Annotated in this window: 33 protein-coding genes and 1 riboswitch; of the genes, 8 read left to right on the forward strand and 25 right to left on the reverse strand. The window is 32.0% G+C overall.

What is annotated here, in order from left to right; genetic code table 11:
• Window positions 1–56: 56 nt before the first annotated feature.
• The 11 genes from COE53_RS23105 to COE53_RS23155 all read right to left on the reverse strand — a co-directional run bounded on the left by COE53_RS23105 (window position 57) and on the right by COE53_RS23155 (window position 7,700).
• Window positions 57–551 carry a DinB family protein gene (locus COE53_RS23105; protein ID WP_091021049.1) on the reverse strand — a complete coding sequence of 165 codons (495 nt, stop codon included), beginning with the start codon at window positions 549–551 and terminating at the stop codon, window positions 57–59.
• 177 nt (window positions 552–728) lie between these two features.
• The gene (locus COE53_RS23110) at window positions 729–1,175 is read right to left on the reverse strand and encodes a BclA C-terminal domain-containing protein (RefSeq protein WP_069033387.1); all 447 of its coding nucleotides are present in this window, start codon (window positions 1,173–1,175) and stop codon (window positions 729–731) included.
• Between the two features lie 781 nt (window positions 1,176–1,956).
• Complete coding sequence (locus tag COE53_RS23115) at window positions 1,957–2,316, reverse strand: hypothetical protein (RefSeq protein WP_069033388.1); 360 nt, start codon at window positions 2,314–2,316, stop codon at window positions 1,957–1,959.
• Between the two features lie 180 nt (window positions 2,317–2,496).
• A complete protein-coding gene (locus tag COE53_RS23120) occupies window positions 2,497–2,931 on the reverse strand; it encodes a hypothetical protein (RefSeq protein WP_286162619.1) in 435 nt (144 codons plus the stop codon).
• A gap of 137 nt (window positions 2,932–3,068) precedes the next feature.
• Window positions 3,069–3,563 (reverse strand): VanZ family protein, encoded by a 495-nt coding sequence (locus COE53_RS23125; RefSeq protein WP_098948777.1) that lies wholly within the window; start codon window positions 3,561–3,563, stop codon window positions 3,069–3,071.
• Window positions 3,564–3,835: 272 nt separating this feature from the next.
• The gene (locus COE53_RS23130) at window positions 3,836–4,306 is read right to left on the reverse strand and encodes a hypothetical protein (protein ID WP_098948778.1); all 471 of its coding nucleotides are present in this window, start codon (window positions 4,304–4,306) and stop codon (window positions 3,836–3,838) included.
• 151 nt (window positions 4,307–4,457) lie between these two features.
• Window positions 4,458–5,297, reverse strand: a complete 840-nt coding sequence (locus COE53_RS23135; protein ID WP_069033392.1) for a Cof-type HAD-IIB family hydrolase — start codon at window positions 5,295–5,297, stop codon at window positions 4,458–4,460.
• A gap of 193 nt (window positions 5,298–5,490) precedes the next feature.
• Complete coding sequence (locus tag COE53_RS23140; protein WP_254664575.1) at window positions 5,491–5,706, reverse strand: DUF2922 domain-containing protein; 216 nt, start codon at window positions 5,704–5,706, stop codon at window positions 5,491–5,493.
• 17 nt (window positions 5,707–5,723) lie between these two features.
• Window positions 5,724–5,945 (reverse strand): DUF1659 domain-containing protein, encoded by a 222-nt coding sequence (locus COE53_RS23145; protein ID WP_069033393.1) that lies wholly within the window; start codon window positions 5,943–5,945, stop codon window positions 5,724–5,726.
• 78 nt (window positions 5,946–6,023) lie between these two features.
• Window positions 6,024–6,356 carry a YolD-like family protein gene (locus COE53_RS23150; RefSeq protein WP_098948779.1) on the reverse strand — a complete coding sequence of 111 codons (333 nt, stop codon included), beginning with the start codon at window positions 6,354–6,356 and terminating at the stop codon, window positions 6,024–6,026.
• Between the two features lie 81 nt (window positions 6,357–6,437).
• Complete coding sequence (locus COE53_RS23155) at window positions 6,438–7,700, reverse strand: Y-family DNA polymerase (RefSeq protein ID WP_069033395.1); 1,263 nt, start codon at window positions 7,698–7,700, stop codon at window positions 6,438–6,440.
• Window positions 7,701–7,863: 163 nt separating this feature from the next.
• On the opposite strand from COE53_RS23155, the gene COE53_RS23160 reads away from it, so the two are divergent.
• Window positions 7,864–8,058, forward strand: coding sequence for a YqzH family protein (locus COE53_RS23160; protein WP_069033396.1), 195 nt, complete (start codon window positions 7,864–7,866; stop codon window positions 8,056–8,058).
• 46 nt (window positions 8,059–8,104) lie between these two features.
• On the opposite strand, the gene COE53_RS23165 is transcribed toward COE53_RS23160, so the two are convergent.
• The 3 genes from COE53_RS23165 to COE53_RS23175 form a co-directional block, all read right to left on the reverse strand.
• A complete protein-coding gene (locus COE53_RS23165; protein ID WP_069033397.1) occupies window positions 8,105–8,404 on the reverse strand; it encodes a DUF2653 family protein in 300 nt (99 codons plus the stop codon).
• Window positions 8,405–8,426: 22 nt separating this feature from the next.
• On the reverse strand, window positions 8,427–8,810 hold the full coding sequence (locus COE53_RS23170; protein WP_069033398.1) for a hypothetical protein: 384 nt from the start codon (window positions 8,808–8,810) through the stop codon (window positions 8,427–8,429).
• Window positions 8,811–8,932: 122 nt separating this feature from the next.
• Window positions 8,933–9,535: a metal-dependent hydrolase gene (locus COE53_RS23175; RefSeq protein ID WP_069033399.1), complete on the reverse strand. Its 603-nt coding sequence runs from the start codon at window positions 9,533–9,535 to the stop codon at window positions 8,933–8,935.
• 335 nt (window positions 9,536–9,870) lie between these two features.
• On the opposite strand from COE53_RS23175, the gene tatC reads away from it, so the two are divergent.
• Window positions 9,871–10,599 carry a twin-arginine translocase subunit TatC gene (gene tatC, locus COE53_RS23180; RefSeq protein WP_069033400.1) on the forward strand — a complete coding sequence of 243 codons (729 nt, stop codon included), beginning with the start codon at window positions 9,871–9,873 and terminating at the stop codon, window positions 10,597–10,599.
• A 55-nt stretch (window positions 10,600–10,654) separates the two neighbouring features.
• Here the strand turns inward: tatC and COE53_RS23185 are convergent, their stop codons facing one another.
• Together COE53_RS23185 and COE53_RS23190 are read right to left on the reverse strand one after the other, a co-directional pair.
• A complete protein-coding gene (locus tag COE53_RS23185; protein WP_056475504.1) occupies window positions 10,655–10,972 on the reverse strand; it encodes a hypothetical protein in 318 nt (105 codons plus the stop codon).
• 291 nt (window positions 10,973–11,263) lie between these two features.
• Window positions 11,264–11,653, reverse strand: coding sequence for an FtsB family cell division protein (locus COE53_RS23190; protein WP_069033401.1), 390 nt, complete (start codon window positions 11,651–11,653; stop codon window positions 11,264–11,266).
• Between the two features lie 426 nt (window positions 11,654–12,079).
• On the opposite strand from COE53_RS23190, the gene COE53_RS23195 reads away from it, so the two are divergent.
• The 3 genes from COE53_RS23195 to COE53_RS23205 all read left to right on the forward strand — a co-directional run bounded on the left by COE53_RS23195 (window position 12,080) and on the right by COE53_RS23205 (window position 13,587).
• A complete protein-coding gene (locus tag COE53_RS23195; RefSeq protein WP_069033402.1) occupies window positions 12,080–12,424 on the forward strand; it encodes a YojF family protein in 345 nt (114 codons plus the stop codon).
• A 16-nt stretch (window positions 12,425–12,440) separates the two neighbouring features.
• Window positions 12,441–13,121 carry a bacillithiol biosynthesis deacetylase BshB2 gene (gene bshB2 / locus COE53_RS23200; protein WP_069033403.1) on the forward strand — a complete coding sequence of 227 codons (681 nt, stop codon included), beginning with the start codon at window positions 12,441–12,443 and terminating at the stop codon, window positions 13,119–13,121.
• 85 nt (window positions 13,122–13,206) lie between these two features.
• Window positions 13,207–13,587: a VOC family protein gene (locus COE53_RS23205; protein WP_069033404.1), complete on the forward strand. Its 381-nt coding sequence runs from the start codon at window positions 13,207–13,209 to the stop codon at window positions 13,585–13,587.
• 51 nt (window positions 13,588–13,638) lie between these two features.
• Here the strand turns inward: COE53_RS23205 and COE53_RS23210 are convergent, their stop codons facing one another.
• From COE53_RS23210 to COE53_RS23230, 5 genes are all read right to left on the reverse strand, one after another.
• Window positions 13,639–14,784 carry an ABC transporter permease gene (locus COE53_RS23210; RefSeq protein WP_069033405.1) on the reverse strand — a complete coding sequence of 382 codons (1,146 nt, stop codon included), beginning with the start codon at window positions 14,782–14,784 and terminating at the stop codon, window positions 13,639–13,641.
• A gap of 1 nt (window position 14,785) precedes the next feature.
• On the reverse strand, window positions 14,786–15,910 hold the full coding sequence (locus tag COE53_RS23215; RefSeq protein WP_098948780.1) for an ABC transporter permease: 1,125 nt from the start codon (window positions 15,908–15,910) through the stop codon (window positions 14,786–14,788).
• A 36-nt stretch (window positions 15,911–15,946) separates the two neighbouring features.
• The gene (locus COE53_RS23220; RefSeq protein ID WP_069033407.1) at window positions 15,947–16,882 is read right to left on the reverse strand and encodes an ABC transporter ATP-binding protein; all 936 of its coding nucleotides are present in this window, start codon (window positions 16,880–16,882) and stop codon (window positions 15,947–15,949) included.
• A 158-nt stretch (window positions 16,883–17,040) separates the two neighbouring features.
• Window positions 17,041–18,144 (reverse strand): sensor histidine kinase, encoded by a 1,104-nt coding sequence (locus COE53_RS23225; protein WP_069033408.1) that lies wholly within the window; start codon window positions 18,142–18,144, stop codon window positions 17,041–17,043.
• A gap of 16 nt (window positions 18,145–18,160) precedes the next feature.
• A complete protein-coding gene (locus COE53_RS23230; RefSeq protein WP_069033409.1) occupies window positions 18,161–18,805 on the reverse strand; it encodes a response regulator transcription factor in 645 nt (214 codons plus the stop codon).
• Window positions 18,806–19,666: 861 nt separating this feature from the next.
• Between COE53_RS23230 and COE53_RS23240 the strand changes: the two genes are divergently transcribed.
• Entirely contained in the window at window positions 19,667–20,245 is a 579-nt protein-coding gene (locus COE53_RS23240) for a hypothetical protein (protein WP_098948781.1), read from the forward strand.
• Between the two features lie 144 nt (window positions 20,246–20,389).
• On the opposite strand, the gene COE53_RS23245 is transcribed toward COE53_RS23240, so the two are convergent.
• Complete coding sequence (locus tag COE53_RS23245) at window positions 20,390–21,376, reverse strand: zinc-dependent alcohol dehydrogenase family protein (protein ID WP_069033412.1); 987 nt, start codon at window positions 21,374–21,376, stop codon at window positions 20,390–20,392.
• A gap of 203 nt (window positions 21,377–21,579) precedes the next feature.
• Here COE53_RS23245 and COE53_RS23250 point away from each other — a divergent pair, with 203 nt between their 5' ends.
• Window positions 21,580–21,879: a hypothetical protein gene (locus tag COE53_RS23250; protein ID WP_069033413.1), complete on the forward strand. Its 300-nt coding sequence runs from the start codon at window positions 21,580–21,582 to the stop codon at window positions 21,877–21,879.
• A 68-nt stretch (window positions 21,880–21,947) separates the two neighbouring features.
• On the opposite strand, the gene COE53_RS23255 is transcribed toward COE53_RS23250, so the two are convergent.
• From COE53_RS23255 to COE53_RS23265, 3 genes are all read right to left on the reverse strand, one after another.
• Window positions 21,948–22,520: a TetR/AcrR family transcriptional regulator gene (locus tag COE53_RS23255; RefSeq protein WP_098948782.1), complete on the reverse strand. Its 573-nt coding sequence runs from the start codon at window positions 22,518–22,520 to the stop codon at window positions 21,948–21,950.
• A gap of 17 nt (window positions 22,521–22,537) precedes the next feature.
• Window positions 22,538–23,230, reverse strand: a complete 693-nt coding sequence (locus tag COE53_RS23260) for an MBL fold metallo-hydrolase (RefSeq protein ID WP_098948783.1) — start codon at window positions 23,228–23,230, stop codon at window positions 22,538–22,540.
• Between the two features lie 150 nt (window positions 23,231–23,380).
• Window positions 23,381–24,850, reverse strand: coding sequence for an amino acid permease (locus COE53_RS23265; protein ID WP_069033416.1), 1,470 nt, complete (start codon window positions 24,848–24,850; stop codon window positions 23,381–23,383).
• Between the two features lie 200 nt (window positions 24,851–25,050).
• A riboswitch (Lysine riboswitch) is annotated at window positions 25,051–25,229 on the reverse strand.
• Between the two features lie 201 nt (window positions 25,230–25,430).
• On the opposite strand from COE53_RS23265, the gene pdxK reads away from it, so the two are divergent.
• Window positions 25,431–26,246 carry a pyridoxine/pyridoxal/pyridoxamine kinase gene (gene pdxK / locus COE53_RS23270; protein WP_091021039.1) on the forward strand — a complete coding sequence of 272 codons (816 nt, stop codon included), beginning with the start codon at window positions 25,431–25,433 and terminating at the stop codon, window positions 26,244–26,246.
• Window positions 26,247–26,546: the final 300 nt, after the last annotated feature.

Consider the following 26,546-nt stretch of genomic DNA (forward strand, 5'->3'; position numbering starts at 1 on the left):
CTATTTCCTATACGGCAATAAAATTATTTAATGATCTTTCTGATTATTAACGGATCTTACTCTTCCTTTGATACCCATGAGCCTTGTGCTTTTCGAATATAGAGGATTTGCCCAATATGATAAGCATTATGAGTACATAGATTAGATAATGCTCCCCACCAGATTGCATCTACTGGAAAATTTGGAATTTGTTCATAAAGCTTTGATTCATCTACTTCTTTTATAACTTGCTGCCAATTCGCTAGATTCTCATCTAACCGCTCAACAAGCTCTTGCCAATCTTCCCTCTTTAAATTTTCCATCTCTTGAAAAGTTGAAGCATTACTTTCGACCACTTCAGTTGGGATCTCTCCTTTAAATCTTCTTAACCATCTTTCATTATAGAAATATAAGTGGTATACGATTTCACCGATCGTATGAGTAGAATCATTTTGTCTCCAACTAATATTCTCTAAACTTAAATTCTCCAATGCTACACTTAAAGGTTGAATCCAGCTTTCAACATTACGACAGACTTCTAATTGATCTAATATAAACTCTTTTTTACTCATAGATCATTCTCCCTTTTAATTTTATACTTTAAGATATGTACTTTCGTGGTTATTACTAGATTCACCTTTATTACTTTATGATTTTAACCTATTAAAAAATGCACTACTTTTTAAAAAGCAGTGCATTCTTGCAACGGAATAGGGAATCTTCACGAGGAGTAATGATTAAATCTTATACTAATGAACTCTAAATAGATTAATTGTTGCACCTGCGCCTTGTAACAACTTAACATCTCCAACAAAGTCAAACAGTTGAAGTGAAATTGTATCTCCAGCGTCTAATGGTAAGATCATTTGACTACCGTAAATGGATCTATTCACTTCATTTACGATTGCTGATGCATTTATAGGTCTCCCATTTACTAATAATCTTGTAGATACGTCTAATAGCGCATTTAAATTCACAGTGTAAGTAATAAAGTAATTACCTGGTACCTGAACTGTTAATCGCTCATTTGCTTGATCAATTGTAACTCCTTCACCTAAAAACTGAAATGATGGAAAAGTTACAATTGTACCTTCTTTTATAACGGAAACTGTTCCACCACTATTCGTAACAAATGCAAAACTTTCGCCAGGAGGTATTGGTGGAAAATGATGTCTTGGCGGTCTTGGGTATCTCATAGTATCACCTTTTCTTATTATTTAGACATAAATCCTCTTAGGAGTAACATATTAAAGGCTTGTCTATAATTGTTGATATAGTTTATTAATATGAAAGTTTTTTCTTTTCGTTACAGCATGTCCACTAGTTTTTTTATTTTTTTTTCAATTTTTATAGATTAAAAAAAACCTAGTCATCATCAGACTAAGTTCTTTTTAATCATATGTATTGCAAAAGTCTATGATCTCTCTAGTACATTTACAATCCGATTTAGTAGTTCATTTTGCTTCTTTAATTCTTCGTTTCGGATTTTAAATAATTTATAGAAGTAGTAGACTACTACTATAAGACATACAGGAATTGCTATGTTAAAAAGCATCATAATGATTGGAATTATACTTAAGGTTGCATCCATTTTAACTTTCCACATCCTTTATAGTTTATATTTAGATTATGTTAGACTATATAATCTTTATGTCTATAAAATAGTAGAAAGGAAAAATTCGGATAAGAAACAAGCTTTATCAATAAAGTACACAAGTGTTTGCATTTCTTCCCATGATCCTTTACGATAAGGCTCTGGAAATTCCTTATTGTACTACCGCATGCGTAAGTTGAACAAGGAATTAGTAATATTGCCCCAGAATGCTAAAAATCAAAATAAATAAGTAAAAAACACTCAAAAATATTACTAATCCAACGACAATGTTATCTCTTTTTTTAATAGGATTAATATGATTTTTTAAGTCTGTGATTGGTTTATCTTCTGTTTTCATAGTTTCAAAAAATAAAAGTACCAGATTATTTTTTCTTTAATTTAAAGGTTTCCTCTTGATTATTCCATTTTATCGTTACTTCAATAGGTGAGGATTTACTTGTAACAGAACAACCAGAGCAGGCATTAGGAATCGTAATAGTATTTTCGTTATTTAATTCTTCTGTGCGAACAGTTTGACCATTATTGATATTAATCTCTAGATTCTTTTTTACTTTATTACCTTTCTTTAGTTTAAAAATAAATTGTCCATCTTCTCTCGTATCATTGGTTATATCAGCAGAGTATTCTCCTTTCCAATGTTCGCTTTCCCCTTTAAAAAGAAGCGATTTATTGGAACATCCGAATAATGTTAAAACTAAAAGTGATAAAAGTAGTTTCTTCATAAAACCTCTCCTTTTCATTTCCATAATATGTAAATTCTGTGCAAAAATGATAATCCCTTTTACTAATAAAGTGATAAGGATTATTCTAATAACAAAAAATCTAGCATACAAAAACCCTTCTTTTTTAAGAAGGGTTTTTGTATTTCTTATTGAATATATGCATGCGTTATTTGTACAAGGTTAATGATAACGAAACCAAACAAACCAGCCCTTTTCTTTACTTTTGGCTAAAAATATTTGCCCCTGGGCTAAGTTAGCTCCAGGTGCTTTCGGAAAATCTAAACGGACAAGCCAAGATTTTTCAGCAATTTCTTTCCCACAAAAATACTTTGCCATTCCAAAATAATCCTCTTCTTCTTTAACACCAACTGTTTTAGGGAATGGCTTTGCCGTAACAACATTCCACTTCTTATAAATGTCTGGAAGATCCTCTAAACCTGTACCATAAGTTTTTGGTATTAAGGTATTTAAGGCTTCAATTACCTCTTTTTTATTCTTTATTAATGTTTTATCTAAGTCACTTAACACAGGACACTTTTTAGGTTGCGCGTATCCTACAATCGATCCGAAAGATAACATCATAATGAACATAAAAATCATCACTTTCATCTTCATTTTCTACTCACCTCTAGTGTTATCTTCCCTTAATACATCGATTGTTATTATTTAATAACAAAAAAAGAACCACTTCAAATGGTTCTTGCTATTGAACTAATGCATTACGTTAGTTCAATAGTTTAATCATATTTTTGTTATAAATCGGTGGTTATTTTCAAATGGTTTTTCCTATTATTAATTAACTGAATAAGTTTAATTGGTAAATTACCTAATAACCCTCCAAAAGTATTTAAAATTAAATCATCAATGTCAAAACTTCCAAAGTCAAATATTAACTGAATTAATTCGTAAGTTAAACTTAAACTAAAAGTTGCAATTACGATAACTTTAAAATTTTTGAACCCTTTCAATAATATTGGAAGGATGAAACCAAAAGGTACAAAACCAATAATGTTTCCAACTAAGTTTGTAATCCTAATATTTAAATTTATGTCAGCTAAAAAAATATAATAAATAATAGTTTTTAAAGGAATAAAATTATGTCCATGCCAACGATCATCATTATAGTTAAAATTAAAATGACTGATTATTTCTGATGGAGATACATATTTAAATAGTATTTGATTTGTAAGGACGACAAGATAAAGACAAAATGCTAAGGTTAAGACAATTTTCATAAATAATTTCATTGATTTCTACTACTTCCTATAATTATTAACTACTCACCCAATATAACATAATTTACCAATTTTGTTATATTCTTTATTCTACTAATCTGCCATTTACTTCAATAAAAAAAGCCGCATATTAGCAGCTTGTGATCTTCAACTATTGCATACGTTTGTTGCATAAGAAATTGAAGTACTAGTTAGCTCTAATTTCAAATGTTTGTTTTAAATAGTCACAACTATACCAATGCAAAGATGCACATAAAAAACACCTTACATTCGAGCTCAGAATATTATTTTTGGTCATCTAACTTTCCACCAATTAGTATTTTATATAGTTTAGCTGAACTGTTCTTGTCTAATTGAACAAATTTACTTTCGGCGCTTATTGCAAGTTCTATTTTATCTTTATCAGGAATATTCCAAAGCTCATATAGCACTGCTTTTCCATTTATTTCTGGATTTTTAAATTGAAATATAAATCTGTAATCTGCTGGTGCTACCATATCTACTTTTGCATGTTCCCAATTAATATTATCTAATATCGCTCTTACCTTTTGAACTTTCTCATTTATAGTAATTACTTTGAAGTCTTCATAATTATTTACATCAGCAATACGCTTTTGAACTATTATATTTTGTTCTTCGTTTCCTTTTAAGTTTGAACAACCCGTAATAAAAGTAGAAATAATTACAAGAAGTATAATTAAATATTTCAAATTAAACCCCCTTATATTTTTGGATGTCAATATATAGAATTCCATTATTTTCCTTTTATTGTAACATACCTTAAGCAACTAAACTGCCATTTAGTTAGATAACAAAAATCAGCAACTTATCCCATAAAAAAAGAGAGCTCAAAAAGTACTTTAACTTTTGAACTCCCTCTTTTGCCAGTCGACAAACAGAATTTAATTAGCTTTGCTTCAATTTCTGTTTTTGATCTAAAAAATGATAAATTGCATGGGCTACGCCTGCTTCTTCATTTGTTTTTGTAACAAATGTACAGTGGCCTTTTAGCTCTTCTTTCGCATTTCCCATAGCTACTGGAAAACCTACTCGATTAAACATAGAGACATCATTAAAACTATCTCCAATTGCCATGCTCTCATTTAAATCTACTCCAAGGATTGGTGCAAGCTTTAATAATGCCGCCCCTTTACTTACATTTGCTGCATTAATTTCAACGTTATTTGAGCTTGACGAAGTAATTAGTAAATTCTCTTCTTGCATTAGTTTTAGACGAATGCGACTAATAACCTCTTCATTATTAGAAAGAAATAATATTTTATATACATCAAGATTATTAAAATCTTCAATAGAAGAGTAATTTCGAACTTTTCTTAAAGTAGCTGTTACTTTGTGTGTTTTGCCAGTTTGCTTATCAGTAAAAAATTCATCATATAGTGTATCTCGACACTTTGTAAATGATCCTTCACTAGTACTAATAATAAATGTTTTATTTTCTGCTTCACATATACTTAAGGCTTTCGCAAAAATTTCCTTATCCATTGAATCGTTGTGCAATATTTTTGCCTCATAGTCATATATTTGAGAGCCATTTAAACAGACAATCGGACAAGTTAGACCAGCTTCATCTAATGCCTCCTTCGCACTTTCATACATTCTACCTGTAGAAATGACAACATGGATTCCTTCCTTTTGTGCCGCTCGGATGCTTTCAATGTTTTCCATTGGTATTCCATTCTTACCATTTACCAGTGTACCATCCATATCAATTGCAATTAGTGCCATGTCGTTCTCTCCTTTTCTACTATTCTCTTATAATCTGAATGCTAACTATTCCCCAATTCTACTAAAGCATTCTTTTTACAATTTAACTATTTTCTATTTTATGTTTTCATTCTTTATTATTATAACGCAAAAAAAGACCTTCTGCATTCAGAAGGTCTTTAGACTGCCTACAAAACTCTTTTCCTAATAGAGCTTATAGCTCAATCTCAATAATCTCCTTACCAACCAAGCGGGCGCCTTGTTTGGCTACGACAATTCCGGTTGTAGAAGTGAATACATTGTTTGCTACAATTTTATCCATTACTTGATTGATTAATGTTGGATCAACTGGAATTGTTGGATTGTCTACTGTTAGCGTAACAATCTTTTCATTTTCATTTAAAAATTTAAGTTCTAATGTTTGAATCATATCGCTTTCCTCCTTTTTTAACTGTTTAAAAGTAGTCCATTGCTTAATACTTCTAGCTCTACTAATGGTAGATCTTGCAATGATGCTAAGGCATTACCGATTTCACTTAGCTTCACTAAATCAACATCAACTCGGACATTTTTATATGCCTTCCTCTTGATAATGATTTTTCCTTGTGCATCTTTTCCTGCATGTAAATTTACATACAATGTTAGTTGTTGAGTAGCAATTTGAGCCATTTTCAACTCCCCCTTTCGATGTATATGTACTTAAAAAAGGGGGGATTTTCGTTAATGGTTAATTATTTTTTTGGATGTTCAAGATCCAATTTTCACGTCCACAATATCACTTAATAACAGCTCCATATATCCAGCCTGTTCTTCATAAATAGATAGCCTATTTTGGTGTAAATTAATTTTCCCTATTTTTCCTTTTACATTATGGTGATAGTGGTCTTTATAATAAGTAATTTGTACACTTTCATCTTCGTGAATTGCCTGTTGAAGATGACGGTTCATTTTCTCTAATAGCTGTTCATCTACTTCTTTTTGTTGTTCATAATTTTGTGATACTTTCCAATCACGAAGCATTTTTACATGTTCTGGTAACATCATTGACGTCCATTTAATGGTGCCACGGTCACGAATCATCGGCATTCTTCTCCTTTTCTTCTCTTTTTATCTGGGTTAGAACTAGTGGCTTTGCAGGGGAAAAGGACAAAAGGAAATTTTTTAACCTTTATGTCCACCTACCAGCTTGCTTCGGGCAAGTGCTGTTCCTCCTTCCGCATAAGAAACAGCCCAGAGGAGCGAAGATGATCCGTATTTTTTTCGGACTGCGTCCATCACATATCCTAAATTGCGCTTTTGAGGTTTTTTCTGATCAAACAAATTTAACTGCATGATTTCATCACTTACAATATTCGAAAGAGAAATGAGAATTTGCCGAACTGTCTTCCCTTCATAATATCGATCAAATAGTTTTGTACAGATCTCATACAAATCTGAAGTAATATTTGTAGGTTCATCCATTGTATATGCATGAGAAAATCCTCCACCAAATTCTTCCCGACTATATCCAATTCCTAATGTAATCGTACGTCCTGCCTTCCTAGCATTACGAGTTCGGCGTGCAACCTCTTCACACATTTCACGAATAACAAATTTAATTTCTTCAACTTTTGTATAATCTCTCATTAATATTTGGCTTTTACCAAAGCTAATCTGTCCGTTCATTATTGGCGCACCTAGCTCAGACAGATCTACTCCCCACGCATGATGATATAGTTGATTTCCCATCACTCCGAATTTCTTCTCCAGCAAATGAAGAGGATATTTCGCTAACTGTCCTACGGTAAAAATACCCATTGCATTTAAAGTGCGTTCGGTTCTTTTACCGATTCCCCACATTTCACTAAGAGGACTTACCTGCCATAGTTTTTTTTCTACATCTTCATAAGTCCACTCCGCTATCCCATCTTTTTTTCCTTCTAAATCTAAGCAGAGCTTTGACAAAAGCATGTTCGGTCCAATCCCAATCGAACAAGGTAATTGAAATCGTGCCATAATCTCAGTACGAATTTTTTCGGCAATCTCCCACGCATCCCCCCATAGTCTCTTCACTCCATCCACCTTTAAAAAACATTCATCAACACTATATACATGTAAATCCTCTAAAGGGACAATTTCATTTAGTAACTTTACTATGTTCGTTGAGATTTCTAGATATTTTGACATTGAAGGATTTACAATTTTGATTCGAGGATCTTTTGGTATTTCAAAAACCCTTGATCCTGTTTTAATCCCAAATTCCTTTTTCAATCGCGGAGAGGCTGCAAGTACGATACTTCCTTCCCTCTCCACATCTCCAACAACTGCTAAATAACATTCTAATGGATCTAATTCGAGCATGACCGCAGAACAACTTGCATAAAAGCTCTTCATATCGATGCATAATATCCGATGATGTGGTAACTCTTCATAACAAATGCTCATACATATCACTCCGATTTTCCAAAAAATAGCAGAACTAATGTTCTTGTTTTTATTATAAACATATATTAAACGAATATACGTTCGATTTCAATAAATTTTTTCGCTAGGAACAATACAAAATTTTAGCTATACTAAAATTAGCTTAAAGGAGGAAAGACTTAAAGTGGATGGACAGTTTGTAAAGCAGATGATTAAACGAGCGTTAATGCAATATAGAGGAGAACACGAACAGTGGATTACAGCTGATATGCTAGATAAACTGTACGAACAAATCGTTACCGAACAATTAAATGATGACCGTGAATTATATGAAATAGTACAAGATATTGTTTACGAATACGTAACGAATTATGCCTAAGCAATCGAAAAAACCCGAGAAAGAACATCCAGTTCTCTCTCGGGTTTTATGAATAGACAAATGATATTTCACTCGTAATTCCATCTTCTTCATCAAAACCAATAATGATTTCCATTGCATAGGATGAAAAACGATGAATCTCTTCCAAGTAAAAACCAATTGCGTCAGATATTTGTTGCTCAAAATAAATTAAATTCCGATGATTAGCTGATACTTCACAGCTTACACCATCATCTTCATTAAATAGAAATTCAATTTGTACACTTTCTGGTCGAATTCCTTCCAAATCAGCCGCATATACACAAATTGCATTGGCAACATCTTGTTCATCAAAATAGATTTTCACAAGTCACCTCAAAAGGGGAAAGTTAATATCGGTTTCTACGAAAGATTTTCTTAATAAACCAAATAATAACTATTATTACTAAAAAATCTAATAGTAATCCAAAAAATGAAAAACCAAATTGCTGACCACCATAGTAGCCACCAAATGGGTTTAGCATCGAACCAAAAAGAGAGCCTAACCCAAATGCACCTGCATAGCCTAAAAAATTCCTTCCAGGACTTCTATACGAACGATAGCTCGACCTTGGTGCTGTTGGACGATAACTTCTATTAGAACGATACGATCTCCTAATTGCAAGATGCGTTGATGTTTGTTTACTAGAAACTAAAGTATTGGCTTCTACCTTAATAGTTCGCTGGTTATACGTATTGCTACTTGCATCCACTGGGAATGACAAAGCTAACAAAAAAAACAAAACCCATATGGATATTAGAGAATTTATTTTCTTCAATATTGACCCTTCTTTCATCATCACATCTTTCTTAGTATGGATCATTTTTAATAAAAAAATGTGATAATTAAAGAGCTCTATAACCACTTAATACTTTGTTTAGTAAACAACTGATCCGCTAATAGGTGAGAAAAATAACCGACTGTACCAGCTAACCATAATCCATTTACATTTAAGTCTTTTTGCAGCAAATAACAAATTCCACTCCAAACAGCTAAAAAGTAAAGGGAATGAGTTGGTCCACGATGCTTTAATCTCGATGAAACAGCAATAAATAATCCAATCGCAAAGATTGACCAATAACCATAAAAGAAAAACCAACCAATAACTGCAATTAATATGCCTGTTAACATTAAGATTGTTTTTAAATGCCGTAACCAGCTCACACAAATAATAAATAATGTGAGAATACCTACTGCATAAATCCATGATCCAGAATAAATTAACTTCCCTGTCTTCACAACAATAAATAATGTAGCTGCTAAAAATAATAAGCTGAAGAGAACTTTTAGCGGCATTGAAACTTTTTTTGTTAATGAACTATTATGATGATCTAAATCAGGAGCCAAACTACTGATTGCACCAACTATAAGTGGGACGGTCATAGAATCATTTTTTGTTGCATACATTGTGACACCAGTTGCAAATAATCCTACAATTACATGACTTTTTCCATCCAAAACATTTACCATCCTTATCTTTCATACTCATACTTTTATTATAGTCGGATAAGGTTAGTTTTCATATGAATAAATTAACAAATGATGGTAATTTAAGAATAATAAATGTCTCTATATTCATTGACGATTGTTCTTTTTTCTGACAAAATATAGGAAGCTCAATATTATAGAAAACTAGTCGATTGGCGAGCCTTTTAGGCGAAGACTAAAGACGTAGTTGCACTTACACTTTATTCCTAAAATTGGCAAACTACATCGAGTAATTAACAACGCTAGCCAATTTATACTTTTTAAAGTGTAATAAAATACTTTCACAGTTTGCTTTGGGGGAAATTATGCAAGAAAAAGAAATGAGTGTCATTGACCATTTAGATGAGCTTCGAAATCGAATAATAAAAGTGATTGTTGCATTCGTTATTTTTTTAGGGATTGGATTATATTATACGAAAGCTATATTCAATTTCCTTGTTCAAGATTTGCATGGAAAGCTTCTAGCACTTGGTCCAAGTGATGTCCTTTGGATTTATCTTATGATTGGTGGAGTGTTCGCGATCGCGTGTAGTATCCCTGTCATAGCTTACCAAATATGGGCGTTTGTAAAGCCAGCCTTGCATGTAAAAGAACGAAAAAGCACAATGCTTTACATACCAGCTTTATTCTTATTGTTCGTTTGTGGATTAGCATTTGGCTATTATTTCATCTTTCCAAACGTTTTAAAATTTTTACAGGACATTGGAGAAGACTTAGTAACAGTTACATTCACAGCTGAACGCTATTTTAGCTTCTTATTTAACTTAGTTGTTCCTTTTGCGTTTTTCTTTGATTTACCAGTCATTATACTTTTTTTAACAAGTATCGGAATCGTATCACCAGCATTTTTAAGAAAATCTCGACGATTTGCATATTTTATCCTTATTATTATCGGAACAGCAATTTCACCGCCTGATTTTGTATCTGATATGATGACAAGCTTACCATTGTTAGTTATATACGAATTAAGTATTCTTGTTTCATCAATTGCATATAGACGACGTATTAAACGCCTACAACATGAATCGGAATAAAAATAAAAAAATGGACAGCAGTTAGTATGCTTGTCCATTTTTTTTTGACTATGCCTTATAATAAAATATGTGATGTATACAAAGTAACAACTAAACCTGAAAAACTATAAATTAACGATGCTTTAATAGCAATTTTTCTTTGAAAATCTTTATGTAAGTCATTAAATTCTAATCCAGCAGCACGCAACCATTGATATCGCTGCAGAGGAGTATAACTTACTTTTTTAGCTGTTTTCCAATAAAGGAAGACCGTCGTAACGAATCCTACCATAATAGCAATATTACTAGCCGATGAATCCGAGAGAACACTAACAAGGAACGTCAAAATTACTTGTACAATTAAAATAGCAAAAACGTAAATGAACTTTTTCATGTTAATCCTCCTTATTTAAGCTTATTTAAATTATATCAAAGATGTATTTTTCAGAATAGTAAAAATTTTGTAGAAACCGTGGGTAATTAGAACTAAATAGACAACAAATTGATAAGAGAAAGAGTCTGTTTATCAGACAAAAATGTAAGAGATATGAAAAAATCCTATTCCCTTCTTCCTATTTAAGTTCTTACGTTCGACTTTAAACTTGTACAAAACGAACATTAGTTCTATAATGAATATAGAAAAAAGATTCCCACATATATGAGAATCTTTAAGTTTAAATAATTATTAGTTTGAGGTGATCTCATCTTCCGATTTCGGCACAATGATGATTGTTTCTCCTTTTTTAGAGAACATGTATTGATCACGAGCATAGTTTGCTATGAAATCCGGATCATTTAATAGTCTAATCTGTCTGTTTAAATCTTTTTCAGTTTTAGCTACTTTTTTTTGTTCAACATGTAATGTTGAAAGTTCATGTTGCTTTGCCGAAGCGATCTTATTTTGACTATACATATATATTCCAGACGCGATAAGTAAAGACAAAAATAATGTTGTCAAAATGATTCGATGGATTCGTATTGTTTTTCTTTTTTTAGTCTGCGGAAATTGATTACGAGAAGGCTTGTTTAATTCTTCTCTTTGTGGATTAAATAGTTTTCGCGCTTCTGCCTTCACGTTAAAAACCTCCCTTTAAAAATATTATTCTACTCTAGTTTAACAATTAATATCTTTTTAGAAAAGAAAAAAAAGGTAAAACAAGTAAAAATTTGACTATTTTACACAGAAACTCGTCTTTTTTGTCGAGTTCTAGTCACGTATATTATCATAAAAAGATACCATTAATTACCTCATTTTCTTATTTTTTGAATATTTTAAATTTTTTTAACAAAAGTGGTTGACGAATATTTTCCCATCATGTATATTAAATATAAATTAACTGAATATTTAAACAGTTAAATTTTAGTAATCATGTTATACACATCCCCCCAATCCCTATCACCCAATTAGATAGGGATCTTTTTATGTTCAAAATCACAAGCCAACAAATTACCAATTTAGGGAAAGTTGGATTATAATACTTTTTAAAGGAGGTACGAGAAAATGCAAAAATTAGAAATTGGTGCTGCCCAAGATGCACTTCAAAATTATATAAATCAAACAGTCTATTTACATTTAGAAACTACAAATGGTGCATATGCTAATCACTTTAATGAAAAAGTAATGACGGTAAATGCCTTTATTAGAAATACGAAAGTAATCATTAGCCGTGCTACGATCACAGGCAAATACCCATTCCGTGTCGGATTAAAGCTTGAAGAAGGCTGGGTTGTTGCAGAAGGATTAACTGATTTTGAAGTTGATGAACAAGGTCGCCTCCTACTAGCAGGTCATAATGAGGATGGAAAGCTTGCAATCGCAATACATTTAAGCTATACGCCATTTTAAGAGAGGAGCACTAAAAATGAGTCAAAAACAAGAAAAAGTATTACTTGTGTTCCCTCACCCTGATGATGAAGCTTTTGGGGCTGCTGGAACGATTTCGAAGTTTACAAATAAAGGGATTCCGGTTACATACGCTTGTTTAACTTTAGGAGAAATGGGACGAAATATGGGAAATCCATTTTTCGCAACAAGAGAATCACTTCCTACAATACGTAAAAACGAATTAATCGACGCTTGTAGAGAAATGGGAATCCAAGATTTAAGAATGCTAGGATTTCATGATAAAACAATTGAATTCGAAGACCCTGAGGATGTAATTAGTCCAATAAAGGAAATCATCGACGAAATTCAGCCAACATTATTAATTACTTTTTATCCAGAACACGGTGTTCACCCAGACCATGATGCAACTGCAAGAGCTGCTGTTGAAGCAGTTCGACGAATGGATAAGGAAGATCGTCCAACAGTATGGTGTATCGCGATTACAAAAGAACGCTTTGAAGTTTTAGGAAAACCCGATATCGTGAATGATGTAATGGATGTTGCAACTCAGAAACTAAGAACGATGAAAGCACACCGTTCTCAGACAGAGGCAATGCTAAAAGACGTTGTAAAAATCGAAAAATTTGAGGATATACCCGATGATCGATTAAAATCATTTTTTGCAAAGGAATCATTCTATACCTATCAGTTTGAATAAGAACTTGCCAAAACCAATGTAAGAAGGTAAATACCTTATATATGTAGAAAGAAAAAGAGATTAAACTATTCTGGAGGTTAATGAAATGTTGAAAATGAGGTATTTAATTTTATATGTTTCAAGTCTAGAAAAATCTCTTACTTTCTATACTGAGTCTTTAGGCATTCCTATTCGTGGAAATCATGGTACGTATGTCGAATTAGATACTGGCAATACCGTACTTGCTATGATTGAACGTGGCAATGTTCAAGAGCTGACTGGATTAAATTATAAAAATACTGAAGCATCCTCTCAAACATTTGAAATCGGATTTGTAACAGATGATGTGCATTCTACAATAGAAGATTTACGAACAAAAGGTGTAAACATCATCAAAGAACCAATTACAAAACCATGGGGCCAAACAGTAGCATATGTAGCAGATCCAGACGGTCATTATATTGAAATTTGTAGTTCAATGGACTAATAAAATAGCTAAAAAATCCATCTCTAATAAAGAGATGGATTTTTTTAATATCTACACAAAATTTCTAGTAGAACTATTGCGACTAAACTTATAAATAGCAATTAAGAAAAATGCAGCCGCAAAAACTAGAAGGATTAAAATGTTTAAATATAAGCTTCCTAAACTACTTCCTTGTTGCAACTTCGTCAATGTCTCTAACGTCCATCTTTGTGGAAGAAAATCCGCAATTCTTTGTACGGATGATGGCATAATATCAATTGGCCAGAAACAACCGGAGATCATAACAGTTGGAACAACAATTAAATTCTGCAATGCGCCAGATGATTTTGAACTATTAGAGAACGCCACAATCATTAACGAGATCCCGACCGAGACCAAAGCAAAAAGCATCATAACAATTGCCGCTTCCCAAAACGGAATATGAATATCAATATGAAACACTTTAGTCATAAAGAGAAGCGTAATAATTACTTGAATAGTCATTACAATCATATTTACTACAACATTTGAGAAAATATATTTTCTAGCATTAATAGGTGCTGACAAAAGTCTGTAGTAAATTCGATTTTCTTTTTCCTTTAAAATAATTTCAGAAAGATTCCCTGCAGACATTAACATAATCATAATCAAAAAGCCTAAACTATATGTCGTCATATTTTCAGACTGAGATGAATCTGATAATGTTTTTGTTGCTACCTTGAAGCTTGCGTTTTGGTAGTTGGAATACATTTGATTAAATTTAGTTTGGTCTGTTTTTGCCACTTTACCAATTGCTGAAACATTATCGATATAATTATATAAATAAGATTTTACAAAGCTCGTAATTTGAGCACCTTTTATAGAAGATATTTGAATATGATCTGGATTACCAGAACGTACACTATCTGTAAAGCCATCATGGAACGAAATAACACAATCAAGTGATCCTGAAGCGAGCTTATCATTTGCATCCGTAGTATTAATTATTTCAATTCGAACGTTATCTAAGTGTTCTAAAAACTTAATCGTATCATTTGCAATATATTGATGATCCTCATTGACAATCCCAACGTGAACGATCGTTTTATTGGAACCACCATAAGCTAGAAAGGAAATAAAAATACCAATTAGAGGCACTAAAATATACATAATAATATTTTTCTTATTTTTAAAAGTAGCTCTTAAAGTGTTCGAAATTAGCCAAAAAACTGTCTGCATCCTACAGCCCCTCCCTTCTTTGTAGAGAAATAGATGCAAGAAATAGGAATAATAAAGAAAAACCTATATTAAAGACAAGCGCCGGGATAGCAGCTGATAAGTCGTTTGCATAAATAATTTTTGTAATTGCTGTATTAACCCATGTAAGTGGTGAAAGCTGAGTAATGAATTTTAAAATCCCACTAGTATCGCCTAATTTAAAGTAAGCTCCACCAAAGAATGAAGATAGCTGCACAACAATCATGATGATTGCTCTAGATGAAGCATTTGATTTCGTTATATAGCTTACAACTAACCCTAAACTAATTGATAGAAGAACTTCCGTCAGTAAAACAATAAAGACTAATAATAGATGGCTACCCCAGTTGGCTTTAAAAAAGAATTTACTGAAATAGACAACTACAATAATGCACAGAAAGTTAGCAACCAAACTTCCAAGTATTTTCCCGATAAAAATCTCAAATTTGGAAATAGGAGCAACGATTAATCGATCAGCAGTTTTTCTAACTCTTTCACCTGTGATCAATTTACTTGCAGACATAGCTGCATAAAGAACAATCATAGTAGTCATTGCAATCGCGTAATAATCCATCGAACCTGGCTGTTTATTTGATGCAATCGACGTGTCCTTAATATAATTATCATGAGAATTACCTAAAAAGACTTCTTTAACTTGAGTTGGATCGACTTTTGCAACTTCCACGCCAACATTATATTTATCTACAAAAGAAGTTAACATTCCTTGAATAACACTACCCTCAACACTGTTTCCTTCATTGATATAAAGCTTAATTCCGTTATCTTGAATAGAAATATAGCCATCATAATGATTTCGTTTCACTTCATTCTCACCATTTGTATTACTCGCAGTTTTTTCAAAATGAATTCCAGACTTTTTCGTACTTTTAATTAATTCGTTAAAATACTGCGAAAACTCACCTGTTGTTGATTGATCTTTATATAAAACATGCACATCTTTAATCGGGACGGATGTTGAAAAAGCATTTGAAAGTGATGTACCTAAGACAAGCATTAAAATGATTGGAAATGCTAACATAAAAAATAAGTTCCTTACATCTCGAAAGTCACGCTTAATTTCCATGAAAGCAATATTAAAAATATTCAAGCTAATTGCCTCCTTATTAAATAATTTCCCATGAAGTTAATCACGTAAATTTCGGCCTGTTAATGTAAGGAAAACAGTTTCTAAGTTAGGCGCATTTTCCTGTAATGAACTGATTTCGATTTCATTATTAATAAAATGTTGAATGATTTTATTTAAATTATTCACACCATTATCTGAAGTAATCGTAATAACATTATCTAAAATATGAACGTTCTCAACGCCATTAATCGCTTTAAGCTCAGTAATATCAATATTTTCAGTCGTTTTAACTTCAATTCGAATATCCTTTGTATTCGTAATAATCGATTTAAGCTGTTCTTTTGTTCCTTCAGCGATGATTTTTCCATGGTCAATAATCGAAATACGTGAGCATATTTCTTCAACTTCCTCCATGTAATGGCTCGTATAAATGATTGTACAACCCATTTCATTAAGTTTACGTACACTATTAAGAATATAGTTTCGTGAATGTGGATCAATCCCAACAGTTGGTTCATCCATAATAATCAGTTTAGGTCGGTGTGCAATCGCACAGGCAATATTTAACCTTCTCTTCATTCCACCAGAGAAATTTTTTGGATATTCCTTAAATTTATCTTCTAACCCTACAAATTGTAAGGCTTCTTCTACTCTTTCATTTAATTCCGAACCTCTTAAACCATAAAGTCCTGCGAAAAATCTAACATTTTCATAGGCAGTTAAATCTTCATAAATAGCTAAATCCTGAGGTACCATTCCAATATTCATTTTTGCGAACTTACTATTCTTCTTACTGTTTTTACCTAGGATTTCTACAGTACCTTGATTACTTCGAAGTAGCCCTGAAATAATATTAATTGTCGTACTTTTTCCTGCTCCATTTGCTCCAAGAAATCCAAATATTTCTCCTTCTTCAATTGATAAAGACATATTATCTACTGCTATAAAATCCCCGAACTTTTTAGTTAAATTTTTTATCTCTAAAACTTTCATCCTCTCACCTCTCTGAGCTTTTTACTATGATGCTATTATAAGCAAAAGGGTGAACTAATATCAGTGTATTAGTTCACCCTTTTCACATGAGAATATTCATGTTTTTATTTAGGCAAAATCATGATGGACTTAATAGAAATTCATATCACATGTTAAGATTATTGGATTGGAAGCAAAGTTGTAACTGAAAAACCATCATGACCATCCACTATTATTTTCCCGTTTATAGCCACTGTTCTCTCTTCCATCCCAATGATGCCTAAACCTTTTTTAATTTTCACTTTCCCTTTACCATTGTCTTTTACATTTGTTTTTATCATTTTATTCATAACATGTATTTCAAGCGAAACCTCTGTAGCATTTGCATATTTCATCGTATTTGTTAAAGCCTCAACTACATTTTCTTGAATTACTTTCCATTGAATTGGCGTAATAAGATCGAGATTTCCTTTATAGACAAACAATGTTTTTAAATCATGCTTAGCAGAAAATTCGTCTATGAATAATTTCATATGATGAATTCCCATTTGTTCAGTTGGAGGCTTCATATTTTTTAAAGTAAGTCTTATATTTTCAATTCCGTCCTTTGAAATATTAATCGCATTTTGAAGCAATTCTAATGCTTTATCTTGATTAGTACTCATTAAATGTTTAGCTGCTTCCATTTGATATAGCGCACCTGTCATTGAATGCCCTATTTTATCATGTATTTCTTGAGAAATACGATTTCGTTCCTCCAATTTAAAGGTATATTCCGATTGCTCAATAAACTCATTATGATTATTAATCTTTTTTGACAGCTTTTGAATCGTGCTCCTCATTTTATCAATTTGATCTTCTTTAAACCGTAATCTAGTGTTATACAAATTAACAAGTGAAAAAACGATAAAACTAAATAATGAAATTAATCCATAGATAGGCTGTAAAGAATTAGATAAGTAGCAAATTGGAAATAGTGCAAGAAAGCAACCGATCCATTTTTTTGAAGTGAAATAAGAAACGAGCTCTAAAATTGACATTGGCAGTAGTAAAAGAAATAATGGCTGAATCTTTAAATTGGAATAGACAATTAAACAAATTGATATGATTAGTAAAAATTTTATCAACGATCTATTTTTTATTAAATAAAGACTAATATTTAAACAAAAATAAACAAGCAATACAAAAAGTACCCAAGAGAAATTAGGAGTTTCTTTTTGAATACAAATTAGAGCTATATACAATATAACAGAGAGCTTATTTAAAATAATCCAACGCTCCATATGTAACTCCTTCGCGTTAGTCTACTTTCCCAGTAATATAGAAAATAGCAATTTGTGTTCGATGTTCTAGCCCTGTTTTTCCGAGAATTGAAGTAATATAATTAGCAACTGTTCCTTCAGAAATATAAATTTGCTTAGAAATTTCCTTATTCGAAAATCCTTTTGCAATTAAACCCATTACATCTAACTCTCTTTGGGTAAACAAACTCGTATCGATTTTCGTATCTGCTGTATTTGCATTGTTTGTTAAATTTGTTCTAATTTTATCCAGTACTAAATCTTGCATGATTGTATTTCCGTGATAAACACTTTTGATCGCTTCTCGAATACGTTCTGGTTCATTATTTTTTAATAAATAACCCTTTGCTCCATTTTTCACAGCATCAATAATGTACTCATCATCATCAAAAGTCGTTAAAATAAGTGGCTTTGTTTTAGTTTGCTCGGAAATATGCTTCGTAGCTTCTACCCCATTCATATTTGGCATTCGAACATCTAAAAGCGCAACATCTACTTCATTATTTTGACAATATTTTAACGCTTCATTCCCATCATTTACTGTTTCTAATACTTCAAACTCTTCATAAGAGCTCAATATGATTTTAAGACCTTCTCTAATAAATGAATTATCATCAGCAATAATTAATTTTATTTTGTTCATTTGAATAGAGGGAGAAAATTTCTACCTCGTTTTCACATCCTTTATTCCACGAATTATATTTCCATTATATACCACTATTGACTAATTACCATGAGAAGGAAAAGATAAATCTAAATGATTTGTAAACAAAATCACTTAATTACATAATTTTATTGTTTTATGAAACCTTGACGTATTCATTAATAAAAGGCATAGGAAAACACGAATACTCATTTTGTGATTAATTTCACAAAATATTCAATAGTTAAAGTAAAACATCATAAAAAATTTAGTAAAATTTAATTGAGCGCTCTGTTAAATTTTACTAAAAAATATTTACCATTTATCTTATTTGTTTATATTTCTGTCGTTTTCAAATAAGTTACAAATAAGTTAATACTTTGATTAACGTCGACAAAATGAAGAGGTAACCTTTTTCTTTATTGGTGAGTAAAACATTACAAGTTCTATTACAGGAGAAAAATAGGTTTATGGAAAAACTTAGTACTAAAAAAATACTTATTACATTTATATTGGTGTTCCTAACAAGTAGTTGTAATTCCACTAATAAGACATTTTTATTGAGAGGTACGTTTACCTGTAATGAACTGCCATTTGTATCAATGGTCTTTGATCCAGAAAATAACTATACATTTTATTATTATTACGAGGATTTAAAACGTAATGGAAAATTAGATAAAGGAACATTTTTAAAAAAATCTGAATCCAAATATATAATAAAAAGTTCGATTTTTAAAGACATAGAAGTCACATATAAAAATAGTGGTTTCAAGATTATGATAAATGAAAAGACATATTACTTTAAACAGATCGATGCAAACCCGAGTATCCAAACAAATTATGAAAGTAGGAAGTTTGATTATGAAAAAAATAGTAAGTTTATTAGTCTTTTTAAGCATCTTAGTTTCTTCAACCCCAATTAACGCACAAGAAATTCCAACTGATGAGACAAGCCAAGAAGCTTTTGTAATCCCTGTACCTCAAGAAGAAATTGATAGAGAAGAACAACAACAATTAGAACAACAAAATAGTAAAGGAAGAACTCCATTATATGAGTATAAAACTGAACTAGTGGGAACTCAAATAGCAAAAAAGGTCAAAATTGGTTATGCAGAAGGTCAACCACCAAAAGGGACTATATTTCACTCTCCAGGAAGTTTTTATTGGTCAAATAGTGGAAGTAAGGTTACAGTTACAATATCCGTTGCATATGGTGCTTATTCAATAGGAGTAACGCCAGGAAGTATAAGTGGAACTGGGGTTGTAGTAAAATCGCCATATACTGGACAAGCAGTTAAACTTTTAATTCATAAAGATATAGAAGTTAAAAAATATAAGCAATATAGAAAAACTGTTATGGGTAGCGGAAAATGGGAATATGTAGGTGACGTATATACAAAGGTACCTGTGTTAAATCATTTTACAGTAGTAAAAGTATAATCATAATTAAAACTATTTGAAATACAACCATAAAACTTGAAAGCTCAGAAGACTGAGCTTTTTTTATTGATAGGTGTGATTTCGAGCTCAAAATGAAATGATATGAAAAAATCCCTATGCATATGCAAAAGGGATTCAATAAAATTACTTATTTTCAATCAATACTTTACCAAATTGTACTTCATTATTTTCAAAGTAATCATGAGCGTCCTTCACTTGATCGAATGTAAAAGATTTTGGATTGATTAGCGGCTTTAGCTTACCTTCTTCAACTAAAGTAGCAATTTTATTTAAAATAGCACTATGTTCTTTACGCCCTTCCTCAGTTTTTTGAGTAAGCAGAATAAATATTACATGTAAAGATAAAGATTTGTTATGTAAAAGTGATAAATCATGCGTCGATCTTGCAGCAATTGCTAGAACAGTACCTTTTGGTTTAACTGCAATAAATGATTTATCTAGGTTTTCTTTACCGACAGTATCAAAAACAAGATCAAAACCTTGCCCATCCGTTAGGCGGTTAACATATTCTTGGACGGTCTCTTCCTTATAATTAATGACGTGGTCTGCACCTAGCTTTTTAACTAAAATAGCTTTTTCATTCGATGAAACAGTTGTCGTAACAGTAGCTCCAGAAGCTTTCGCCAACTGGATCGCTAGATGGCCAACACCACCTGCCCCACCATGAATTAAAATATGATCACCTTGTTTTAAATTACCTCTGTCAAAAAGTGCCTCCCATGCAGTAATAGCTGTTAATGGTAAACTTGCAGCTTCTTGAATAGGTAAATTTTTTGGAGCTTTAGCAATTACTGTTTCTTCTATTAAAAAATAATCTGAAAGAGTACCCGTAAAGACATTTAAACCGAAAACAAAATCTCCAACTGAAAAACGTGAAACATTTTCACCAACTTCAACAACTTCACCAGAAAAATCACTATGTAAAATCATCGGAAAATTAGGATGGAATGCATTTGGTACAATCCCTTTTCTAATCTTTGTATCAATCGGATTGATACTAGTCGCAGAAACCTTAACTAAAACTTGATGACCAGATGGCTTCGGTATTGAAAGTTCAATATTTTTAAACTCAGAGCTATCTCCATATTGATGAATGACAATTGCTTTCATAATAGCCTCCTCTTTCAAAATAGAAAATATTATTAAATCATTTTAGCATACATCAGATCGAAAAAAATACAATTTTGACCTCAAATTGAATCATAAGGGTTTGATTATAATGGTTAAAAATTTATAATTTATATTGTTTTTTCACATTGTTTCAGTATAATCAATATAAATCTTTTAATCTTAATTCATGGAGGAAAATGACTATGGTAAACAAATTAGAGGAATTAAATGAGAGAAATACGTTAAACCATAGAAATATTGTAAAGTATGTAAAACACGTCTTTGATGAGTTAGACTTAAAAGTTAGAAGATTTCGTGAAGAAACAGCAATTAAGGCAGCTCATCATGCAAAACCAGATTTAGAAGAAGAAAAATTATTTTATAACAATATTCACCATATGAAGACGTTACTAATTGACGTATTAGAACGTACTACTGAAGATCTTGAACATATGGGAGATAAAAACTGGAATAAAAACTTCAAAGACGGCGTAAACGCTTAATTTAAATAATAACGTATTTTCTCTATAAATAAGGATAGGAAGGTATTTAAACCTTCCTATCCTTTTAATTATTGCTTTATATCCGACTTTAAATTTCTTACATAATTTTTCAATACAAAAAGTACACTTTCATCAATTGGAATATTTATACCAAATCCATCACTTTTTTCAAGCGAAACAAAACCATGAAGCAAACTTCTAAAACCTCTTACCGCATGAATAAGTTCAATGTCCGTTAAATTATAGGGTTTCAATAACTCATTGATTAAGTTCAAAATTTTATTCCCAGTTAAACGATACTCATCACCTGGTGTTTGAGACGGAGATAAGGTAGCTTTATATAAACCAGGATGGGTTCTAGCATAATCAAGATAAGCAAAAGCTAATGCAAAAATTGCATTCTCATTATTTTTACCTTCAACCGATTCACGAAGTTTTTCATAAAGTTGTGTAATTCCATATACTGCAACACTATTTTTTAGTTCATCCAAATTCTTAATATGATTATAAATCGATGGTGGTTGAATCGTTAGCTTCTTTGCAAGATAACTAATCGTTAAAGCCTCCCACCCTTCTGTATCAACAATGTTAATTGAAGTACTCAGTAACTGATGAAAATTCAATCCAATTCTTGGTGACATTCCGTATAATCCCCCACTTACTGCATTTTAAGAGCACGGTCAATTGCTTCTTGTGGATCACTTAACATCGTACCATGACCGACTGCTAATAATGTAGGTTTTAATTCGCTAATTTTCTTAGCACTATTTAAAGCAGCATCTTTATTCCATGTTGCCATTGATGGAAACGGAAATAAAATTCTTAATTGTCCAGAAATCGCAAAACCACCTCTTAATAAAAAAGCATCACCAGCGATAATGGCATTTGTCCGTTGATCTAAAAATGCCATTGAACCTGGTGTATGACCAGGAACCTCAACTGCTATTAAAGACCCTATCGTGTCTCCTTCCTGGAGTAATCGATCCGGGATGGTTTGGATATTTTTAGGAACGCCGCCTTTTATAGGAGTATTAGGCTCATTAGCTTCTAAACTAGTGTCCCCTTTTAATAATTTTGCATCTCTTTTTGAAATGGAGACGACTGCATCTGGAAGTAGTGATTTTAATTGATCAAGCGCTCCAACATGGTCGCCGTGCGCATGCGTTAAAACGATATTCGTGATTTTTTTGCCGATTTGATTAGCTGCTTCAATAATTTTAGTCGCGCTAAAGGAAAGTGCTGTATCAATTAACGTAAGTTCGTTTTCTTCTTCAACTAAAAAACAATTTACAGGAAAGAAATTGGGTAAAAAGCTTAACTCATAAAGAAAATTATTTTTCGTAATCTTCAATTTATAACCTCCTAATAATAAAAACTAATACCTTTAGTTTTATAATACTAAAGGTATTAGTTTTTGTGAACAAAAATTCCAAATTTACAAAAAATCGTTAAAATAACTAAAAAACCCTTCCATCATAGATGAAAGGGCTATACTTTATTATTATTTTCTAGATAAGTCCATCTCTTTATAAGGAACAACTTTCGTTTTATGTTTAACTTTATAACCTAACCAAACAATTAAAAACACAGGAATTCCAATGTATGAAACAAGTACACCTTGCCAATCAATTGCATTACCTGTAAATGCTTGCCAGTTTTGAGCTAGCACAATAAATAAACAAGCTAAAAATGCTAAGATTGGACCTAGTGGGAACCATTTTGCGCGGTAAGGTAGGTCATTCAAATCTTTACCTTGAGCAACATAAGCCTTACGGAAACGGTAATGAGAAATCGCAATACCTAACCAAGCTAGGAAACCTGACAATCCTGATAAATTTAATAACCAAGTATACACTTGACCTTCACCGAAAAATGAAGATAAACAAGCAAGTGAACCAACTGCAAGTGTTACATATAAAGCATTTGTAGGAACACCATTTTTATTGACTTTTGTTAAGAATTTAGGAGCTTTTCCTTCAATTGCTAGAGTATATAACATACGAGTAGATGCATAAGTTCCACTATTACCTGCAGATAAAACTGATGTTAAAATAACTGCATTCATTACAGAAGCCGCAAATGCAACACCTAATTTTTCAAATACTAAAGTAAATGGACTAACAGCCACGTCATTTTTCATTAGACCAGGATCTGTATAAGGAATTAATAAGCCAATTACGATAATAGCTAAAACATAAAATAAAAGGATGCGCCAGAAAATTTGACGGATAGCTTTTGGAACATTTTTCTCTGGATGTTCTGTCTCACCTGCTGCAACACCGATTAACTCTGTACCTTGGAATGAGAAACCTGCAACAATAAAGATTGATAAAACGCCTAAAAATCCATTATGAAACGGAGCATCTCCAACAGTAAAGTTTTTAAAGCCTGCATGATGTCCACTTATAATACCAAAAATCATTGCAATACCAACAACTAAAAAGACAACTACAGTTACAACTTTAATTAATGAAAACCAAAACTCTGATTCACCATAGCCTTTAACTGAAAGTAAATTTAAACCTAAAATAATCACTAAAAAGATTCCGCTCCATAAAACAGCTGGAGAATGTGGGAACCAATATTTCATCAGCATTGCTGAAGCTAATAATTCAAAAGCTAAAGTGATTGCCCAGTTATACCAATAATTCCAACCCATAGCAAAACCAAATGCAGGATCAACGTAGCGAGATCCATACGTACTAAATGAACCAGAAACTGGCAAATAAGTCGCCATTTCACCTAAACTAGTCATTAAGAAATAAACCATAATACCAATTAGTCCGTAAGCTAAAACAGCTCCACCAGGACCAGCTTGACTAATTGAAGTTCCACTAGCTAAAAACAAACCTGTCCCAATTGAACCACCAATTGAAATCATCGTTAAATGTCTTGCTTTAAGGCCCCTTTTTAAAGAACCATCGTGAGTATTCGATACTACTTTATCATTTTTAGGGTTTGTTAGTCCCATCTTATTGCCTCCTCTTCATTCTTGCAATCTTATCTTTACGCGAGAATATGGGACGGTATAAAAGTGTTGTATGATGTGTATTTTACTCAGTATTTTCGTCAATATGTAAAGAATGGAAAATCTGGTAAAATACAAAAAAACACGTGAAGCAATGTTCACGTGTTTAAGACTCATATATATGTGTCAAACAGCATCAACATCTCTTCAATAGCCCTCCACAAGAAAATCTTGTGACAGTCCTATGCTTATTCAGCAATAGGCCCAATAATAAATTTAAATGGTAAATTTATTACTTCGGCAGTTTCACCTTTTATTACTTTTCACAGGTACCATAAACCTCAAAGTAACGACTAATCAAAACTGCGCCTCTATCCATACGAGATAAAGATTATATTAAATTAATTTTTATAAACTCAATATACAATCTATTAATCTAGTTTGTCAATAAATATTTCGACAAAAATAGACTCAACCTAAGAAATCTATTTCTTGATTTTCGCTTCATGATACTCATGTCTTGTACCTAGCACTTATGTTTTTGTATAATAATTCTATGTACTTCAAAGGAGGAATTTTTCACATGACAATTTATAAAGCATTGACACTTGCGGGATCTGATAGTAGTGGTGGAGCTGGATTACAAGCTGATATTAAGACGTTTCAGGAACGTAATGTTTATGGCATGAGTGCAATTACTACTTTAGTAGCGATGGATCCTCATAATCATTGGCATCATCAAGTATTTCCAATTGATATAGATACGATTGCAGCACAATTAGAAACAATCGTTGTTGGCGTTGGAATTCAAGCAATGAAAACAGGTATGCTTGGTTCAACTGAAATAATTGAGTTAGCTGCAAAAACAATAAAAAAACATAATATTGATCGAGTTGTTGTCGATCCAGTTATGATTTGTAAAGGAAATGACGAGGCTCTTCACCCAGAGACAAATGATGCATTAAGAGAAATTTTAGTACCACTTTCAACAGTTGTAACACCAAATTTATTTGAGGCAGCTCAATTAGCTAAAATGCCACCAATCTGCACTGTTGAACAAATGGAAGAAGCAGCACGCAAAATCCATGAATTAGGGGCTAAATATGTTTTAGTTAAAGGTGGAAGCAAAATTCAGCATGAAAATGCAATAGATGTATTATTTGATGGTGAAAAAATCGAGCATCTAGAATCGGACAGAATCGAAACTACATATACTCACGGTGCGGGTTGCACTTATTCTGCAGCGATTTGTGCAGAGCTTGCTAAAGGAGCAGAACCGAAAGAAGCAATCTACACTGCAAAGAAATTCATTACTGAAGCAATTCGTCACTCATTCCCACTTAATCAATACGTTGGCCCAACAAACCACATGGCATACCGATTACATGGAGAAGGCTAATAACAATAATGGGGCTGTCTCATAAGTCAGGTTAACTGACTTATGAGGCGCCCTTTTTTATATTTTAAAAAAGGGAATGTACTGACGCCAGTAGAGGTTAACTTGAAGCTGATATGATTGACCTTTTTACAGATAGTAAGCAGATTTTATCAAGTTTTTTTTAATTTGGAACAGATTTACTAGTTTTTGTTTTGAAAGTATCTAATTTAGATGTCACAATACTGTAACTGGCATGGGTAATTTTTAATTTTATTTGCGATTCCTGGAATTTAATTGCAGTTTTGCATGTAGACTAAAAAA

This window comes from Bacillus sp. AFS029533 (genome assembly GCF_002585125.1).
GTDB lineage: Bacteria > Bacillota > Bacilli > Bacillales > Bacillaceae_G > Gottfriedia > Gottfriedia luciferensis_B.